The sequence below is a fragment of the Rhizobium rhizogenes NBRC 13257 genome (genome assembly GCF_000696095.1).
Lineage (GTDB): Bacteria > Pseudomonadota > Alphaproteobacteria > Rhizobiales > Rhizobiaceae > Rhizobium > Rhizobium rhizogenes.
Genome location: NZ_BAYX01000024.1, coordinates 96,768 through 113,100, shown reverse-complemented (window position 1 = coordinate 113,100; position 16,333 = coordinate 96,768). Strand labels below are relative to the sequence as shown.

The following is a 16,333-nucleotide window of genomic DNA, read 5'->3' as shown; positions in this document are numbered from 1 at the left end:
GCGAATGTTGCCGGATAGGCCGACAAAAAACTTGAGGAGCGGCTTGCCACGGCGCGAAAGACGAATATAGTCAGGAAATAAATATTCCATAGAAGAAAATGAGGGAACGAAATGGCACTATCATGGCGTTTCTCCGCCTTGGCGGACCGGCATCGCGCTTTGGGATCGAAACTCGAGGACTGGAGCGGCATGGGAACCGCCTGGACCTATGAGAAGGACATGTCGGAAGAGCATGTCGCGATCCGCACCAAGGCCGGCATCATGGATGTTTCCGGCCTGAAGAAGGTGCATCTGGTCGGCCCGCATGCGATCGCCGTCCTCGACTCTATCACCACCCGCGACATGTCGAAGATCTATCCTGGTCGCTCGGTCTATGCGGCCATGCTGAACGATCGCGGCTACTTCACCGACGACTGCATCGTCTACCGCACCGGCCCGAATTCCTGGATGTTGGTTCACGGCTCCGGCTCCGGTCACGAGGAGCTCGTCAAGCAGGCAGCGGGCCGCAACTGCGCCGTCCTCTTCGATGACGACCTGCACGATCTGTCGCTGCAGGGACCGGTCGCGGTCGACTATCTAGCCAAATATGTGCCCGGCATCCGCGACCTCAAATATTTCCACCACATGCAGACGACGCTGTTCGGCGCGCCGGTGATGATCTCGCGCACCGGCTATACCGGCGAGCGCGGCTATGAGATTTTCGTGCGCGGCCAGGACGCTCCGATGGTCTGGGACCGCATCGTCGCGGAAGGCAAGGAGATGGGGATCATCCCCTGCTGCTTCAGCGTCCTCGACATGCTGCGCGTCGAAAGCTACCTGCTCTTCTACCCCTACGACAATTCGCAGATGTATCCCTTCGCCGACCAGCCGCCCGGCGACAGCCTCTGGGAGCTTGGGCTCGATTTCACCGTCAGCCCCGGCAAGACCGGTTTTCGGGGTGCCGAGGAACATGCCCGTCTCAAGGGCAAGGAACGCTTCAAGATCTTCGGCATGCTGATCGATGCCGACGGCCCGGCCGATCTCGGCGATGAGGTCTTTGCCGATGGCAAGAAAGTCGGCGTCATCACCTGCCCGTGCTATTCGGCGCTGACGAAGAAATCCATGGCGATCGCCCGCCTCGATGTCGACAAGGCGGTTCAGGGCACGAAGCTCGAGGTGCGCGGCAAGAGCTTGAAGGCAAGCGCGATTGCCCACACGCTGCCCTTCGATGATCCGGAAAAGAAGAAGAGGACGGCCGTGGGTTAAGGAGGCGCGCCTATGCTCGTCGAAGGCATCAAGAGCCGACCGGTCTACAAGGGCCTCTCCATCCAGCCGCACGCCCGGCGACACATTTTTGCGCTTGAAGGCGAGGGGGCGAACGCCCTCCTCGACCAGAAGTCCTCACTTGACGATACCGCCCTGTCGCGCAGCGAGATCCTTTATGTCGCCCGTGGTTCGCAGGGCAAGGGTCACGACGAGACCTTGCGTCGGCTCGGCGCCGATATGTTCTTTACAGCGCCGACGATAGCGACGCTGCTCTTTCGCCTGAAGGGGTCGCTTGCGACAGCCCATATGGGCACGCGGCTTTATATCGCCGGCACGGAGGGCTTCATTGGCCAGGCGATGATGGTGGCGCTCGACTACGGCATGGACCATGCCTCGATCGTCACGGAACATCGCGGTTCGCTGGCGCGCCGCGTGCAATGCGTCCATTGCAAGGGCATCACCGAGGATGTCACCCATAGTCCCTTTGCTTGTGGCCATTGCGGACTTCCACTCTTGGTGCGTGATCACTATTCGCGCCGCCTCGGCGCTTTCCAAGGCGTCAATATCGATGCGGAAGAGCCCGGCAGTGCGCCTGATCCAGAGGAGTTGTTCCTGTGAGCGGTGGTACTGAAATTCCCGTCCGCGTGGCGAAGGTGACGCCGATCGCCCACCGCATCAAGCGCTTCCGTTTCGAGCGCCTTGACGGCAAGCCGATGCCTTATTTTTCTGGCGGCGCCCATGTCATCGTTTCGATGAATGATGATGGCCATATCAGGCGCAACGCCTATTCGCTGATGTCGCCGCCGCATGATTGCTCGGGCTATGAGGTCAGCGTGCTGCATGTCGAGGATTCGCGCGGCGGCTCCACCTTCATGCATGAGAAAGTCAGCGAAGGCGACGAGCTGAAGGTCAGTTATCCGGTCAATCTCTTCCAGCCGGACTGGCGCGGCCGCAAGCATTTGCTGATCGCCGGCGGCATCGGCATCACGCCCTTCATCGCCATGATGGAGCAATTTTCCCGTGAGGGCGCCAATTTCGAGCTGCATTATGCGGTGCGCTCGCTCGATCGTGGCGCCTATTGCAAGGATCTCGTTGCGCGCTACGGCCCACATCGGGTGAAGATCTATTGCGACGCGGAAAAGAACTACATTCCGCTCGCCCGCCTGCTCGACAGCCAGCCGCTCGGCACACATCTCTATGTCTGCGGCCCCTCGGGCATGATCGACGGCGTGCTGAAAACGGGTCTTGAGGCTGGCTGGCCGGAACAGAACCTGCACTCCGAACGCTTCCTCTCCTCGCAGCCCGGCAAGCCCTTTTCGATCGAGCTGATGCGCTCCGGCAAGACCGTGCATGTCGGCCATCACGAGAGCATATTGGAAGCGGTCGAGGCGGCGGGCGTCGACGCACCTTTCCTCTGTCGCGGCGGTGCCTGCGGCCAGTGCGAGACGGCGGTTGCCGCCTGCGAGGGCAAGCTTCTGCACCACGACGTCTATCTGACTGACGAAGAAAAGGCCTCCGGCCGCAAGGTGATGATCTGTGTCTCCCGCTTCGAGGGAAACACGCTGCATCTCGACCTCTAGGCACCGAACCGATACCCAGGAGAACGGACATGGCAATCGCCTTCAAGCAGGAAACGTTCCGGGACGATTTCAGCTATCGCAACAGTCCGGAAAACATCCGGCGCTTTCCGTTCCCCTTCGACCGCGACGAGTACATGTATTCCGTCAACATGGAACCGCATGTGAAGGGGCAAGTTGGCACGGTCTATGAAAGCCTGATCGACGTCGACGAGCACTATGTCGCCGAAATGCGCGACCGGGCACTGGTGCTGAAGGAGGATCCGCTACGCTACCAGGCGCTGCCGCATATGATGTCGGCGCAGTGGGATACGCTGGAACTGCTGATGGAGGAACAGGCAGCCGGCTACCCCGAGCATTTCACGCTGATCAAGAACGGCGATCAATGGCGCTGGATCAACCGGCCGCTCGGCATCGACGACACATTCACTTTCGGCGACGCATCGACGCTGCCCTATGAGCCCTTCGAATATATCACCCGCCAGGCCCAGGGCGATTTCTGCATCGTCGACCAGCGCGACAACAATCTCTGGATGGACGCCGGCATGGTCACGACCCAGGCCGACTGGTCGCTCGATTTCGACATCGGCATGAATTTCATGGAATGGCACGGTCCGGTGCCGCTCGCTCACCAGATCGGCGTCTTCGACCGCGCGCTGAAATTCCTGTTGAACCTGCAGCAGGGCAAGCCGACGCGCCGGTTCAACTGGACGATGACGATCAACCCCCGCCTCGATACCAGCCCGGAGAACTATCCGAAATGGGGTCCGGACCGCCTGACAGTGACGCCGCAAAATGTCGGCGAGAAGGTGCATCTGCGTGTCGAGCTGCAGAGCCTCTGGCGCCTGCCGCGCTCGAACGCCATTCTCTTCGTCATCCGCTGCTATCTGATGAACATGGACGAGCTGGTGACCGTGCCGAAATGGGCGCGCCGCTTCCCGCGCGTGCTGCGCACGCTGCCGCCGGAGCTCATCGACTACAAGGGCCTGACGCGGTTCCGCGAGATGACGATCGACTGGCTTTCGAAATATGACGATGGGGCGCCGACCAGCCCGGGCACTTTTCCGGATTGACGCCTACGACGCGCCAAGACGACCGCATGCGATAAAAATTCGATACAATCGAAAGGGGAATGCTTCATGACAAGAGTTGCCGTCATCGGCGCCGGTCCTTCCGGCCTGGCCCAGTTGCGGGCCTTCCAGTCGGCGGCCCAGAAGGGCGCTGCGATCCCGGAGGTCGTCTGCTACGAAAAGCAGTCCGACTGGGGCGGGCTTTGGAATTATACCTGGCGCACTGGCCTCGACGAATATGGTGAACCGGTCCATGGCAGCATGTATCGCTACCTCTGGTCGAACGGCCCGAAGGAATGCCTGGAATTTGCCGACTATACGTTCGAGGAGCATTTCGGCAAGCCGATCGCCTCCTATCCGCCGCGTGCCGTGCTCTGGGACTATATCAAGGGCCGCGTCGAGAAGGCCGATGTCCGCAAATGGGTCCGCTTCAGCACGCCGGTTCGCATGGTGCGCTTCGACGAAGAGACAAAGAAGTTCACGGTGACGGCGCATGATCGTGTCGAGGACCGGATGTACGATGAGGAATTTGACTACGTCGTCGTCGCCAACGGTCACTTCTCGACGCCGAACGTGCCCTATTTCGAGGGCGTGAAGACCTTCAACGGCCGTGTGCTGCATGCCCATGACTTCCGCGATGCGCTGGAATTCAAGGACAAGAACGTGCTGATCGTCGGCCGCAGTTATTCAGCCGAAGATATCGGCTCGCAATGCTGGAAATACGGCGCGAAATCGGTGACGACGAGCTACCGCTCGAAGCCGATGGGCTTCAAGTGGCCGGAGAATTTCGAGGAGAGGCCGCTGCTGACCAAGCTTGAGAACAAGACGGCGCACTTCCTCGACGGCTCGAAAAAGGAAGTGGATGCGCTGATCCTGTGCACCGGATACCAGCACCATTTCCCCTTCCTGCCGGACGAACTGCGTCTGAAGACCGCCAACCGTCTCTGGGCCGATCACCTCTACAAGGGCGTGATCTACGACAAGAACCCGCAGCTCTTCTACATCGGCATGCAGGACCAGTTCTACACCTTCAACATGTTCGACGTGCAGGCCTGGTGGGCGCGCGACGTCATGATGGGGCGTATCAAGCTGCCCACGGAAGAGGAGCTGAAGGCGAATTTCGACATGTGGCGCGCCCGCGAGGAGACGCTGGAGGATGCCGAGCAGATGATTTGGTATCAGGGCGACTATGTGAAGGAGCTGCTTGCCGAGACCGACTATCCGAGCTTCGACATTGAAGGCACCAACAAGACCTTCATGGAATGGGAGCACCATAAGGCAGAGAACGTCATGGGCTTCCGCGACCATGCCTACCGTTCGTTGATGACCGGCAACATGTCGCCGACGCATCATACGCCCTGGGTCGAGGCGCTTGACGATTCCATGGAGGAATATCTACGCAATTGATGCCCTCCCAAGCGTTGCGTAACCGGCAAGGGTCGTTCATCGCGACCCTTGCCGGCGTGTTTGAGAAGAGACGAAGCAATTTGATCCGCAACTCCTTTTTCTTCGGGCATGGTCGTCATGGATTTCCAAACAAGCATTCTCGGCCGCATGAACGGCTTTCTCTATCGCTGCCGCGCGGATGAAAATTATACAATGCTGGAGATGACCGACGGCATCGAGCGCGTCTTCGGCTATCCAGCAGATGAGATCATCGGTAACCGCACACGGACATTCACCTCCATCATGTGCGAAGACGACGTGCCGGTCATGGATGAGGTTGTCGGCAGGGCGCTGGAAAGCCATACCGACTGGACGATGGAATATCGCATTCGCCACAACGAAGGCCATTTCATCTGGGTGACGGAGACCGGCGGCGGCGTATGGGACGAGGCTGAGGAACTGCTCTATCTCGAAGGCAGCATTATCAATATCGAGTCGCTCTATCAGCGCATCGACGAACAGACCGCCGACATGCGGGTGACGGCCTCCAAGACCGGCGAGATATTGCAGTCGCTACGCTATCTGAAACTGCTCGCCGTCAATGCCGGCATCGAGGCCGCGAGAGCCGGAACGGCAGGGTCCGGTTTTGCGGTGCTGGCTGCGGAAATGCGGACGCTTGCCAACTCCTCGGAAGAAGCGGCACGCGCGATCTCGAATGCCCAGCGTAAGGCAGAGTAAGTAATAGATTACGAACGCGGCCGCGTCTTTTGCGGGTCGTAATGCGACAGCGGCACGATGACAGCCGGCAAACGCTTCTGGTGGCCGTCGAGCTTGCCGATCTCGACTTTATTGCCGACACCCGCATGCTGAACATCGATACGGGCGAGCGCGATGGTCTTGCCGAGGATCGGTGAGCGCGTGGCGCTGGTGATGACGCCGACCTGCGCGCGGCCGATATGGATGCAGTCGCCATGGCCGACTGCTTCATTGGCCTGGACGTCGAGGCCGACCATCAGATGACGCGGGTTTTCCTTGCGGCGGATCAGCGCCTCGCGGCCAATGAAATCATCCTGCTTGGATTTCAACGGCACGGTGAAGCCGATGCCGGCCTCGAAGGGATCGGTTTGGTCGGTGAACTCGTGATGGGCGAAGATCAGGCCCGCCTCGATGCGGACCATATCCAGCGCTTCGAGCCCCATCGGTTTCAACCCATGGGGTTCTCCGGCCTCCCAGACGGCGTCGAAGACAGCAGCCGCATCCTTCGGATGACAGAAGATCTCATAGCCGAGTTCGCCGGTATAGCCCGTGCGCGAGACGACCACGGGTGCGCCTTCGAAGCCACCAATGCGTCCGACGGCGAAGCGGAACCATTCGAGCTCGCCGATCGTCGGCTGGCGCGGTGCCGTCCAGATGATCTCCTTCAGGATATCGCGGCTTTTCGGACCCTGGAGAGCGATATTGTGCATCTGGTCGGTCGATGAGCGGACCCAGGCCTTGAAGCCCTTCTTCTCCGCCTGTTCGCGCAGCCAGATGCCGCTATAGTCGTCGCCGCCGATCCAGCGGAAATTCTTGTCGCCGAGGCGGAAAAGCGTGCCGTCGTCGATCATCCCACCGTTTTCATAGCACATGGCGGAATAGACGACCTGGCCGGTCGACAGCTTGCGGACGTCGCGGGTCAGGCAATATTGCAGCAATTCCTCGGCATCCGGTCCCGTCACCTCGAACTTGCGAAGCGGCGAAAGGTCGATGACGACCGCTCTTTCGCGGCAGGCCCAATATTCCTCGACCGGCCCTTCGGAGGAAAAGCGGTTCGGCAGCCAAAAGCCGCGATATTCGGTGTAGTCCCGCGTGAGAGCAGAGAGGCGGGGGTGGAACGCGGTTTCGCGCGTCAGTTCGGCGTCGGCTTCAGGGGTCATGCGATAGGCTACCGCTCGTGTGAATTTCTCTTTTCCGGAAAAGGTGCGGACGTGGATATCCGTCGGGTCCCAGCCGTTCGCCGCGTCGATGTCGTCGGGGCAGGAGGAGGAGACACAGACGAGATCGGTCAACGCCCGCATCAGCACATAGTCGCCCGGCCGCGACCAGGGCTCATCGAGATAGAGCTGATTATTGTGGTCGATATTGGTGTTGTAGAAATAGTTTAGCGCTTCCCATCCCTTGCGGCCGGCAATGCCGTAGGGCGCCAGCGCCGCGTTGAAATTGTCGGTGCAATTCACATGGCCGGGATAGCCCATGTCGTCGTAGTAGCGCGAATTGCAGGCGGTCGCGAAGGCATCGTGGCGACCGACCGTATCCTGGACGACCTCCACCAGCGGCTCGAAATCGCGGTCGAAGGCTTTCGACGGCAGGCCGGGCGCGGGATAGCTGCGGCCGAGCAGGGTGCGTGTGACGGTGGAATCGAGCGCGAGATCGAGCCCCTTGTCCACCTTGCGGGCGGCAAATGCCTGGAAGTCGGTGCATTGCCGGCCGTAGACGTCGATGATCTGGATAAACTCGCCGGCGCGGACGAAATAGGCAGACGCCGTCGCAGCCCTGATGCGGATATCCTCGATCGGGTCGGCCAGGGGCTCCGGCAGGGCGGAGGCATAGTCGCGAATGAGTTGGCTGCGCCGGATCCTGACTTCGATCGGCGTGACGGTTTCTTGTGCCTCCGGCGACATGGCGTCGCCCGGAGCGGCGACAATCAGCAGGCCTTTGAGCGCGATGGTGAATTCAGCCGTGCTGCCGGGCGTCGATGCTGCTCCGAAGAGGCTGACAGCGCCGGCCTTGGCGAGATCGGCACCACGCCGCTGCAAGACGGCGCGCGTGCGCTGGGCGCCTTCCTCCTCGGAGGACAGAATGGATTTGAGGCCATCCGCATGACCACTGAAAGCCGTACCGAGGCCTGCCGATTGAAACCGTCCTTTCTCGTCAAGGAAGGACAGCTCGCAGGCCTGCCCGCCTTCGCTGTCGGTTACGGTGATATGGTCGCCTGGCTCGACGCGCACGACCAGCGATCCGCCGCCCTTGCAGCGGTAGCGCTCGGTATTCGGCGGCAGCGCCGGAATGCCGGGATAGCGGATGATGCTGGCCGAAACGGGCCGCACTCCGGCAGTCGTCGGATGGAGATCTCGCATGCAGCCCTCTCGGGAAACGTTGTGCCTCCCGGCACTCGAATCATGCTGACAAAATGCCTTCCGAAAGTAAAGGGATATTGACTAAAAAGAAAATATCTTCACTATCTATAAAGGGCCTAGACTCGGAAATCCGTGCAGGAAACACGGATCTTCAAAACCACCGGCGGGCCTGAAATGCCATGGGAGGCACGTTCAGGGAGACGTACGACAGATACGTCCGGAACAATAAATGGGGAACTGCACCGATGACGGATATTGTGGACGCCAGCGCTCCTGCTGGCACCGAAGGTAAGCTTATACGCGCGCTCGACTGGAAGGGCGCGTTCTGGGTGGCTGCGGGCGTGCCGCCGCTTGTTCTTTTCTCCATCGGCGGTATTGCCGGCACGACGGGCAAGCTTGCCTTCGCCGTCTGGATCATTTCGATGGTCATGGGTTTCCTGCAATCCTTCACCTACGCGGAAATCGCCGGCATGTTCGGCAACAAGTCCGGGGGTGCCTCGGTTTACGGCGCGACCGCATGGCTGCGTTATTCGAAATTCATCGCGCCGCTTTCCGTCTGGTGCAACTGGTTTGCCTGGTCGCCGGTGCTTTCCCTCGGCTGCGCCATCGCGGCCGGTTATATTCTCAACGCCTTCTACCCGATCCCGGCGGCGGATTCGCAGGCTGTTGTCGCCTGGATCAGCGCTCATGCCACATCCATCGCGGCCGATAGCCCGCGCGTTGCCGAATACATCGCCGCCCATGCCGGCACCGCGCCGGCGGATGCCGTTACCGCGCTGCTCAGCGCCGACGGTGTTGCTGCACTAACGCCGGCGATCCGCAGCTGGTCGCTCGTCAGCTTCAATATTCCGTTCCTTGCGACCGCCAACGTCAATGCCACCTTCTTCATTGGCGGCATCCTGATGCTGATCATCTTCGCGATCCAGCATCGCGGCATCTCGGAAACGGCGAGCGTCCAGAAATGGCTGGCGATCATCGTTCTCGTGCCGCTGTTGATTATCGGTCTCTATCCGATCGTCAGCGGCCAGATCCTTACCTCCAACGTCACCGGCCTCGTTCCGCCGACAGCAGCCTATGCCGCCACCGACGGCACATGGAGCAATGGCGGCTGGACGCTCTTCCTCGGCGGCCTCTATATCGCGGCGTGGTCGACCTACGGCTTCGAAACAGCCGTCTGCTATACCCGCGAGCTCAAGAATCCGAAGACCGACACGTTTAAGGCGATCTTCTATTCCGGCCTCGTCTGCTGCCTGTTCTTCTTCCTCGTGCCCTTCGCCTTCCAGGGCGTGCTCGGTCATGCCGGCATGCTGGCGCCCGGCATCGTCGATGGTACTGGAGTCGCCGAAGCGCTCGGCGGCCTGATCGGCGCCGGCCGCATCGTCACCCAGCTTCTCGTCATCCTGATGATCTTGGCACTCTTCCTCGCCATCATGACGGCAATGGCCGGTTCGTCCCGCACGCTCTATCAGGGTTCGAAGGACGGCTGGCTGCCGAAATATCTCGACCACGTCAACGAGAACGGCGCCCCGACCCGGGCGATGTGGACGGACTTCGCCTTCAATCTCTGCCTTCTTGCGATCGCCTCGGATGCAAGCGGCTACTTCTTCGTGCTGGCCGTCTCCAATGTCGGCTACATCATCTTCAACTTCTTGAACCTGAACTCCGGCTGGATCCACCGCATGGACTCCGGCCATATCGAGCGTCCGTGGAAGGCGCCGACTTGGCTGATCGGCCTCAACACCATCCTCGCCTTCGTCAACGCCCTCTTCCTCGGCGCCGGCGCCAAGGTCTGGGGCTACGCTAACGCGCTTTGGGTCGGCTTCGCCTTTGCGGCCCTGATCCTGCCGGTCTTCGCCTATCGGCACTATGTGCGCGACGGCGGCAAGTTCCCGGCCGGCGCCATGGACGATCTCGGCCTGGTCGGCCAGGATCTCGGCGTCAAGAAGGCGGGCATCCTGCCCTACCTGGCAATCGCCGGCGGCCTTGCCATCGTGCTGTTCGCCAACTGGTTCTTCCAGCTGCCGGCGTAGGCCGAACCAAGCGGTGCCGACATTTCCCCTGCCGCGGCTGACGCGGCAGGGATTTATTTTGTTGGCAGTGCGCGCAGGCGCACTATGCGATATTGTTAGTTCTTGTTAGGGCTGTTATAAATAGACGATGAAAACCGAGCCAATGAGAACCCTCACTATCTCTCTCTCTCCTCAGCAGGTGGCGCGTTTGCACGATGCTGTTGAATCCGGAGCTTATGCCTCCAATAGCGAGGTGGTTCGGGATGCCCTGCGTTTATGGGAGCAACGCGAAGAAATTCGTCTCTTGGAAATCAACCGTCTCAAGAGAGCATATGACGAGGGCATGGCAAGTGGCGAAGGCCGTGAGGTCGATGCCAAAACCCTTCTGGCGGAGTTGAAGGCGGAAATCCGTCGCGGTGGCTAAATACATTCTAAGCCCCAAGGCAGAGGAAGATCTGCGCCAGATATGGTGTACAATCGCGCCGGACAATGAACGGGCAGCGGATGCCCTTCTCACGCGGATTTTGGACAAGGCCGAGCTTGCGGCAGGACAGCCTCTCATGGGGTCTCGTCGGCCGGAATTGAGCCCCACAGCGCGAATCCTCATTGAGGGGCGTTATGTCGTCATCTACGAGCCGATGACTTACGGGATCTTTGTCGTTGCGGTCGTCTATGGGCCGCGCGACGTTGAAAACTGGTTGAGCTGAGACACGCTTCGGTGCCTGATGTCGGGACTGAGAGCAAGTCTGCGCAGCTCGGAAAATTGCATCCTACCGATGTGCGGAAAGCACCGCCTCGCGCGACAGATACCCAACTCTCTCACCGCTCTCCGCCTTGACATCGAGACCCTGCAGGTCATCGGCAAGGATCAGCGCCAGCGCATCATGGAGACTGGCACTGGGGCCGATGGAGACAGCGGAAACCTCAGTTGCGGGCGGCGCCATGACGCTTGCCACCTCGATCAGGCTCAGGCGCTTGATTGCCCGGTCCGGTCCGAGGAAGCTTTCCACGAAGTTGTTGGCGGGACGGGCGAGGATCGCTTCCGGCGTATCATATTGCAGCAGGCGGCCGTCGCGCATGATAGCGACGCGGTCGCCCATCTTGATCGCCTCGTCGATGTCGTGGGTGACGATGACCACAGTCTTGCTGACTTTTTTCAGAATCTGCCGGAATTCGTCCTGCAGCCGCACGCGGGTGATGGGGTCGATCGCGCCGAAGGGCTCGTCCATCAGCATGATGGCGGGATCGGCGGCGAGCGCTCGGGCAAAGCCGACCCGCTGCCGCTGTCCGCCGGAAAGCTCGTGCGGCAGGCGGCGGCGCATGATCGCCGGATCGAGGCCGACCAGATCAAGAAGCTCGTCGATGCGGCGGTCCGTCCTTGCCTTGTCCCAGCCGAGCAGGCGCGGCACCGTCGCGACATTGCGCTCGATCGTCATATGCGGGAAAAGCCCGACCTGCTGGATGACGTAGCCGATGCTGCGGCGAAGCTGCTTCTGATCGGTCTCCGCCACATCCCGTCCATTGACCAGCACGCGGCCGCGCGTCGGCGTTTCCAGCCGGTTGATCATTCGCATGGTCGTCGTCTTGCCGCAGCCCGAGGGGCCGATCAGCGCGACGGTCGTGCCCGTTTCGATCTCAAGCTCGAGGGTGTCGACGGCGTGGCGCTCGCTTCCCTCATAGTTCTTGGTGACATGGTCGAGTCGTATCATGGCAATGGTCTTCCGCGGTCATCGTCTTTGAGTGAAAAATCGCTCCAGCCAGCCGAAGGTGAGTTCGGCGAGGATGGCGAGAAGGGCGATGGGAAGTGCGCCGACCAGCAGGCGCGGCATGTTCATGATGGCGATGCCGGCATTGATGAAATCACCGAGCCCGCCGCCGCCGATGAAGGAGGCAAGGGCCGCGCCGCCGATCACCTGGATGGCGCTGGTGCGAACGCCGGCGAGGATCGAGGGTACCGAAAGCGGCGCTTCGATCTGCCAGAGGATGTCACGGCGTCCCATGCCCATGCCGCTGGCGGCATCAAGAAGGGCGGGGTCGATTTCGCGGATGCCGACGATCGTGTTGAGCAGGAGCGGCGGCACCGCCAGCACGACAAGCGCGATGACCGAGGGCAGGAGGCCTATGCCGAGGAAGGGCATGGCCGCCGAGAGGATCGCCAGGCTTGGAATGGAGCGCAGCGAACCGGCTATGTTGACGGCGACGAAGGCGGCGCGGGGCATTCTGGCGACGAGGAAGCCAAGGGGAATGGCAATGACCAGCGCGATGCCGAGCGAGATCGCACACATCAGCATGTGGCGGTTGAAGGCGCTGAAGAAGGTGCCGGGATTGCTGGCGATCCAGTGGAAGGCGTCGATCAGGATCATTCTGTCTACCTCCCGCTGCGACGGCGCAGCATCTTTTCGATCGCTGCGAAGAGATAGTCGGTGAAAAGCGCCAGCGCCGAGGTGAGCAGGCCGCCGGCGAGGATCTTTTCCGGAAAACGCTGGTCGATGCCCTCGAAGATGATCACGCCGAGGCCGCCGGCATTGATATAGGCCGCAACGGTGGCAATGCCGATCACCGTAACCATGGCGATGCGGATGCCGCCGACGATGAAGGGCATGGCGAGCGGCAGCTCGATCTCCCAGATGCGCCTGATGGTCCCGTATCCCATGCCGTGCGCGGCATCCAAGACGTCACGGGGGATGGCCTGGAAGCCGAGCCCGATATTGCGGATGAGGATCATCAGCGAATAGGCCGCAAGGCCGGTGATGGCGGGTGCCGCGCCGATGCCGAGGGTCGGAATGAGCAGGGCGAAAAGCGCAAGGCTCGGCACGGCGAAGAGGACGCCGGCCACGATGACGATGGCGCTGAAGGTGCGGGGCTTGCGCGCCGCCCATATGCCGACGATCAGCGAGATGATCAGCGCGATCCCGACTGACGAGAAGACGAGGTAGAGATGTTCCAGCAGGGCTTCGGCCAGCCGATCGATATTCTTCGGAACCCACTTCATCGGCAGGGTCCTTTGTTGGAGCGATGGCGGGCTTGTCTTGGTTTCACCATGACGCTCCCAGGGCTTCGTCGGTATCCCGCGCTCTTGCCGGCATCCGATCGTACGCCGCCATATCCGGCTCCGCGAAAGCGGCGAGGCCTAGCGAGGTAAGGATGGCTTGCCCTTCGTCGGTCCGATGCGCGTGAAGAAGCGCATGCTTGAGCGCCAGAACCGTGTCCGGCGGCAACTGCCGGGAGGCTACAAGCAGCGGGAAGGGTGCGGGCTTGGTCGTCGCGACGATGCGAAGCGGCGCGATCATCTCCGGCTCGTGCATGTCCAGCAGTTGATAGGCATAGGCATCGATCGCCCCAACATCGATCGTGCCGCTGCGGATCGCTTCCACGACGCCGCGCGGGTTGAGAAGCGGGCCGACCGTGTCGCGCACTTCTGTTGCATAGGGCTGCGTTGCGACAAACTCTCTCGGTGCATTGTAGCCGGACTGCGAATCCCGCACCGTCCAGCCCCAGCGTGCCGTTGCAAGGTCGGCACTTTCGAAGGCCGTGTCCCTGCCGGCGACGATATGGCTTGCATAAACCGGCTGGCTGGCTGCCCAATTCGCGAGCGAGATAGGTGCCACGAGCGGTATCGGCCGCTGTTCGGCGGCAAGCTTTGAGAACGGGAAGCCGCACATGAAGACGACGCCCATATCCGGCCGCTCCCAGAGCGCGGAAAGAGGCGCTGGAGCAGCGTGCGGGATCACCTCAAGCTTGACGCCGGATTGCGCACCGAGCCACGTAAAAAAGTCGTCCCAGAGCCCGGTTATCTTCGGGCTGAGATTATACATTCGCGAGCAGGCGATCGGCGGGGAGGTGGTCATGGCCGGTCACGCAAACCGCAGGCGCTGGCCGATATTCATCCGCTTGGCCTTGTCGACCATGGCCGCTCCGAGCGCGACATCGGTCGTGCTGAGGCCGCGATGCCAGAAGAGGATGGTTTCGTCGTCGCTCTCGCGGCCGGGCTTTGCACCGCAAACGATCTGGCCGATTTCGGCATGCAGCGTTTCCGCCGTCACCTTGCCCTCGTCCACATGCCGGCGCAATGCGCCATAGGGCCGGCCGGGGCCGCACTGACCCCAATCGTCAACGACGACCTTGTCCATGATGTCGGTCAGATCGAATTCCAGCGCGCTCATCGTGCCGTAGGGAACGACGAAAGCGCCCTTCTTGACCCAGGAGGTTTTGAAGAGCGGCGTCGGTTCCGGCAGGCGGCTCGCCTCCACCATGATATCGGCGTCCTTCAGGCAGTCTTCCCAATTATCGGTAACGATGATCTTCTTGCCGAGATCCTGTTCCAGCCGGGTGGCGAAGGCGTCGCGGCTTTCGGGGCGGCGGGAATGGATGCGGATTTCCTCGAAATCGAAGAGATGGTCGAGCAGGCGCACATTCCAGTAGGCGGTGCCGCGCGCGCCGATATGGCCAAGCACCTTGCTGTCCTTGCGGGCCAGATGGCGTGCGCCGATGGCGGTGACCGCGCCGGTACGCATATCGGTGATCGCGGTGGCGTCGACGATCGCCTTCGGCACGCCGGTATGCGGATCGAAAAGGTTGAGCACCGCCAGTTCCGACGGCAGGCCCTGCTTGTAGTTGTCGACGAAATCGCCGACCACTTTGACGCCGGCATAGCCGAGCGATTTCACATAGCCGCGCAGCACGTTGAAATGCCCCTTGTCGGAGCTTTCGGGCACGAGATGCACGCGCGGCTCGATCACCGTCTCGCCGCGTCCCTGTGCATCCAGCGCCTTGCTGACGGCACCGAGGATTTCGTCATTGGTCAGCGCCAGTGCCTTGGCATCGATGGCGTTCAGATAGTCGATCCAGATTTCCTGCATTCCCGTTCTCCAGGATACCGCCGCTGGCGGTCACATCGATTGCTGCAAATTGCCGGCGATGGTGCCGGAAGGGAGCGCGGCGGGCTTAAATTCCGTCGCGCTCCGAGACGATCAGGGAAGCAGACCCTTTTCCTTCAGGAAGGCTTCGGCCACGTCCTTGGGTTCTTCGTGGTCGTTCTCGACCTTGGCGTTGAGGACGCGCATCGTCGCGTTGTCGAGGTGGGAGCCGAGCGCTTCCAGCACGTCCTTCATTTTCGGATTGGCATCCAGTGCCTGTTGGCGGACGACGGGGGCGAGATAATAGGGCGGGAAGAGCCCCTTGTCGTCGTCAAGCGCGACCAGTCCCTTTGCGCCGATCTGCCAGTCGGTGGCGGCGCCATTGACGACGTCGATGTCTTTTTGGCCAAGCGCGTCATAACGCAGACCGAGCTTGGCGAACTGTTTGAATTCCTTGAATTCCGCGCTGTAGACGCGCTTCAGACCGGGCAAACCGTCTGCGCGGTCGGGAAATTCAGCGCCGCCGCCGAAGATCAACGTGCCCGATACCTTGGCGAGGTCGGACAGCGTCTTCAGCTTGTCGGCATCGGCTGTTTCCTGGCGCACGACGATGACATAGCCATTGTTGATGCCGGTCGGCTTCAGCCAGGTGAGATTGAACTGCTTGGCGTAGAAATCCTTGACCTCATTATAGACCTTGTCCGGATCGGTGGACATCGTTCCCTTGACGACGGCGGAAAGCGCCGTGCCGGTATATTCGGGATAGAGGTCGATTGCGCCTGTGGTCAGCGCCTGTTGGGCAATCATCGTGCCGCCGAGATTGATCTTGCGCTCGACCTGGAAGCCGGCCTTTTCGAGAAGAGCCGCGTACATTTCGGCGAGGATATATTGCTCGGTGAAATTCTTGCTGCCGACCTTGATGGGCTCCGCTGCGGCGGCGGGCTGGAAGGCGGAGGTGACCATCACAGCGGCTGCGATGGCGGACAGGATCGATAATTTCATCTTCATTCCCCTCTGGTTAAATGCGGTGGATCAATATTGATGCTGCAGCAAAATCAGTTTTGGTTTTTTCAA

At 61.0% G+C, this 16,333-nt stretch carries 16 protein-coding genes; 9 read left to right on the top strand and 7 right to left on the bottom strand.

What is annotated here, in order from left to right; genetic code table 11:
• The first annotated feature begins 111 nt into the window (after positions 1 to 111).
• From RRH01S_RS30830 to RRH01S_RS35155, 6 genes are all read left to right on the top strand, one after another.
• Positions 112 to 1,245: an aminomethyl transferase family protein gene (locus tag RRH01S_RS30830; RefSeq protein ID WP_007697319.1), complete on the top strand. Its 1,134-nt coding sequence runs from the start codon at positions 112 to 114 to the stop codon at positions 1,243 to 1,245.
• A gap of 12 nt (positions 1,246 to 1,257) precedes the next feature.
• The gene (locus tag RRH01S_RS30825) at positions 1,258 to 1,863 is read left to right on the top strand and encodes a dimethylamine monooxygenase subunit DmmA family protein (RefSeq protein WP_007697320.1); all 606 of its coding nucleotides are present in this window, start codon (positions 1,258 to 1,260) and stop codon (positions 1,861 to 1,863) included.
• Positions 1,860 to 2,825: a PDR/VanB family oxidoreductase gene (locus RRH01S_RS30820; RefSeq protein WP_042476976.1), complete on the top strand. Its 966-nt coding sequence runs from the start codon at positions 1,860 to 1,862 to the stop codon at positions 2,823 to 2,825. The genes RRH01S_RS30825 and RRH01S_RS30820 overlap by 4 nt, the downstream gene beginning before the upstream one ends.
• A gap of 29 nt (positions 2,826 to 2,854) precedes the next feature.
• Positions 2,855 to 3,895, top strand: a complete 1,041-nt coding sequence (locus RRH01S_RS30815) for a heme-dependent oxidative N-demethylase family protein (RefSeq protein ID WP_007697322.1) — start codon at positions 2,855 to 2,857, stop codon at positions 3,893 to 3,895.
• A gap of 66 nt (positions 3,896 to 3,961) precedes the next feature.
• A complete protein-coding gene (locus tag RRH01S_RS30810; RefSeq protein ID WP_012649946.1) occupies positions 3,962 to 5,299 on the top strand; it encodes a trimethylamine monooxygenase in 1,338 nt (445 codons plus the stop codon).
• Between the two features lie 117 nt (positions 5,300 to 5,416).
• The gene (locus RRH01S_RS35155) at positions 5,417 to 6,016 is read left to right on the top strand and encodes a methyl-accepting chemotaxis protein (RefSeq protein ID WP_042476997.1); all 600 of its coding nucleotides are present in this window, start codon (positions 5,417 to 5,419) and stop codon (positions 6,014 to 6,016) included.
• Between the two features lie 8 nt (positions 6,017 to 6,024).
• On the opposite strand, the gene RRH01S_RS30800 is transcribed toward RRH01S_RS35155, so the two are convergent.
• On the bottom strand, positions 6,025 to 8,394 hold the full coding sequence (locus RRH01S_RS30800) for a trimethylamine N-oxide demethylase (RefSeq protein ID WP_042476971.1): 2,370 nt from the start codon (positions 8,392 to 8,394) through the stop codon (positions 6,025 to 6,027).
• 245 nt (positions 8,395 to 8,639) lie between these two features.
• Between RRH01S_RS30800 and RRH01S_RS30795 the strand changes: the two genes are divergently transcribed.
• The 3 genes from RRH01S_RS30795 to RRH01S_RS30785 all read left to right on the top strand — a co-directional run bounded on the left by RRH01S_RS30795 (position 8,640) and on the right by RRH01S_RS30785 (position 11,110).
• The gene (locus tag RRH01S_RS30795; RefSeq protein ID WP_042476966.1) at positions 8,640 to 10,424 is read left to right on the top strand and encodes a trimethylamine N-oxide permease; all 1,785 of its coding nucleotides are present in this window, start codon (positions 8,640 to 8,642) and stop codon (positions 10,422 to 10,424) included.
• A 142-nt stretch (positions 10,425 to 10,566) separates the two neighbouring features.
• Positions 10,567 to 10,827, top strand: a complete 261-nt coding sequence (locus tag RRH01S_RS30790; protein WP_007697343.1) for a type II toxin-antitoxin system ParD family antitoxin — start codon at positions 10,567 to 10,569, stop codon at positions 10,825 to 10,827.
• Positions 10,820 to 11,110, top strand: a complete 291-nt coding sequence (locus tag RRH01S_RS30785) for a type II toxin-antitoxin system RelE/ParE family toxin (RefSeq protein ID WP_039974438.1) — start codon at positions 10,820 to 10,822, stop codon at positions 11,108 to 11,110. The genes RRH01S_RS30790 and RRH01S_RS30785 overlap by 8 nt, the downstream gene beginning before the upstream one ends.
• A gap of 63 nt (positions 11,111 to 11,173) precedes the next feature.
• Here the strand turns inward: RRH01S_RS30785 and RRH01S_RS30780 are convergent, their stop codons facing one another.
• The 6 genes from RRH01S_RS30780 to RRH01S_RS30755 form a co-directional block, all read right to left on the bottom strand.
• Positions 11,174 to 12,112, bottom strand: coding sequence for an ABC transporter ATP-binding protein (locus tag RRH01S_RS30780; protein WP_042476963.1), 939 nt, complete (start codon positions 12,110 to 12,112; stop codon positions 11,174 to 11,176).
• 18 nt (positions 12,113 to 12,130) lie between these two features.
• Entirely contained in the window at positions 12,131 to 12,766 is a 636-nt protein-coding gene (locus RRH01S_RS30775) for an ABC transporter permease (RefSeq protein ID WP_042476960.1), read from the bottom strand.
• Positions 12,767 to 12,771: 5 nt separating this feature from the next.
• On the bottom strand, positions 12,772 to 13,395 hold the full coding sequence (locus tag RRH01S_RS30770) for an ABC transporter permease (protein WP_034517040.1): 624 nt from the start codon (positions 13,393 to 13,395) through the stop codon (positions 12,772 to 12,774).
• A 43-nt stretch (positions 13,396 to 13,438) separates the two neighbouring features.
• Positions 13,439 to 14,251 (bottom strand): phosphate/phosphite/phosphonate ABC transporter substrate-binding protein, encoded by an 813-nt coding sequence (locus RRH01S_RS30765; protein ID WP_042476953.1) that lies wholly within the window; start codon positions 14,249 to 14,251, stop codon positions 13,439 to 13,441.
• Positions 14,252 to 14,257: 6 nt separating this feature from the next.
• Positions 14,258 to 15,262 carry an ornithine cyclodeaminase family protein gene (locus RRH01S_RS30760; protein ID WP_042476950.1) on the bottom strand — a complete coding sequence of 335 codons (1,005 nt, stop codon included), beginning with the start codon at positions 15,260 to 15,262 and terminating at the stop codon, positions 14,258 to 14,260.
• Positions 15,263 to 15,373: 111 nt separating this feature from the next.
• Positions 15,374 to 16,261, bottom strand: a complete 888-nt coding sequence (locus RRH01S_RS30755; RefSeq protein WP_042476947.1) for a glycine betaine ABC transporter substrate-binding protein — start codon at positions 16,259 to 16,261, stop codon at positions 15,374 to 15,376.
• Positions 16,262 to 16,333: the final 72 nt, after the last annotated feature.

Bases quoted from the DNA above. Each gene is read 5' to 3' on its own strand.
- RRH01S_RS30775 (WP_042476960.1), bottom strand. From the start codon at position 12,766: ATGATCCTGATCGACGCCTTCCACTGGATCGCCAGCAATCCCGGCACC.
- RRH01S_RS30765 (WP_042476953.1), bottom strand. From the start codon at position 14,251: ATGACCACCTCCCCGCCGATCGCCTGCTCGCGAATGTATAATCTCAGC.
- RRH01S_RS30810 (WP_012649946.1), top strand. From the start codon at position 3,962: ATGACAAGAGTTGCCGTCATCGGCGCCGGTCCTTCCGGCCTGGCCCAG.
- RRH01S_RS30760 (WP_042476950.1), bottom strand. From the start codon at position 15,262: ATGCAGGAAATCTGGATCGACTATCTGAACGCCATCGATGCCAAGGCA.
- RRH01S_RS30780 (WP_042476963.1), bottom strand. From the start codon at position 12,112: ATGATACGACTCGACCATGTCACCAAGAACTATGAGGGAAGCGAGCGC.
- RRH01S_RS30815 (WP_007697322.1), top strand. From the start codon at position 2,855: ATGGCAATCGCCTTCAAGCAGGAAACGTTCCGGGACGATTTCAGCTAT.
- RRH01S_RS30790 (WP_007697343.1), top strand. From the start codon at position 10,567: ATGAGAACCCTCACTATCTCTCTCTCTCCTCAGCAGGTGGCGCGTTTG.
- RRH01S_RS35155 (WP_042476997.1), top strand. From the start codon at position 5,417: ATGGATTTCCAAACAAGCATTCTCGGCCGCATGAACGGCTTTCTCTAT.
- RRH01S_RS30830 (WP_007697319.1), top strand. From the start codon at position 112: ATGGCACTATCATGGCGTTTCTCCGCCTTGGCGGACCGGCATCGCGCT.
- RRH01S_RS30795 (WP_042476966.1), top strand. From the start codon at position 8,640: ATGACGGATATTGTGGACGCCAGCGCTCCTGCTGGCACCGAAGGTAAG.
- RRH01S_RS30755 (WP_042476947.1), bottom strand. From the start codon at position 16,261: ATGAAATTATCGATCCTGTCCGCCATCGCAGCCGCTGTGATGGTCACC.
- RRH01S_RS30800 (WP_042476971.1), bottom strand. From the start codon at position 8,394: ATGCGAGATCTCCATCCGACGACTGCCGGAGTGCGGCCCGTTTCGGCC.
- RRH01S_RS30770 (WP_034517040.1), bottom strand. From the start codon at position 13,395: ATGAAGTGGGTTCCGAAGAATATCGATCGGCTGGCCGAAGCCCTGCTG.
- RRH01S_RS30825 (WP_007697320.1), top strand. From the start codon at position 1,258: ATGCTCGTCGAAGGCATCAAGAGCCGACCGGTCTACAAGGGCCTCTCC.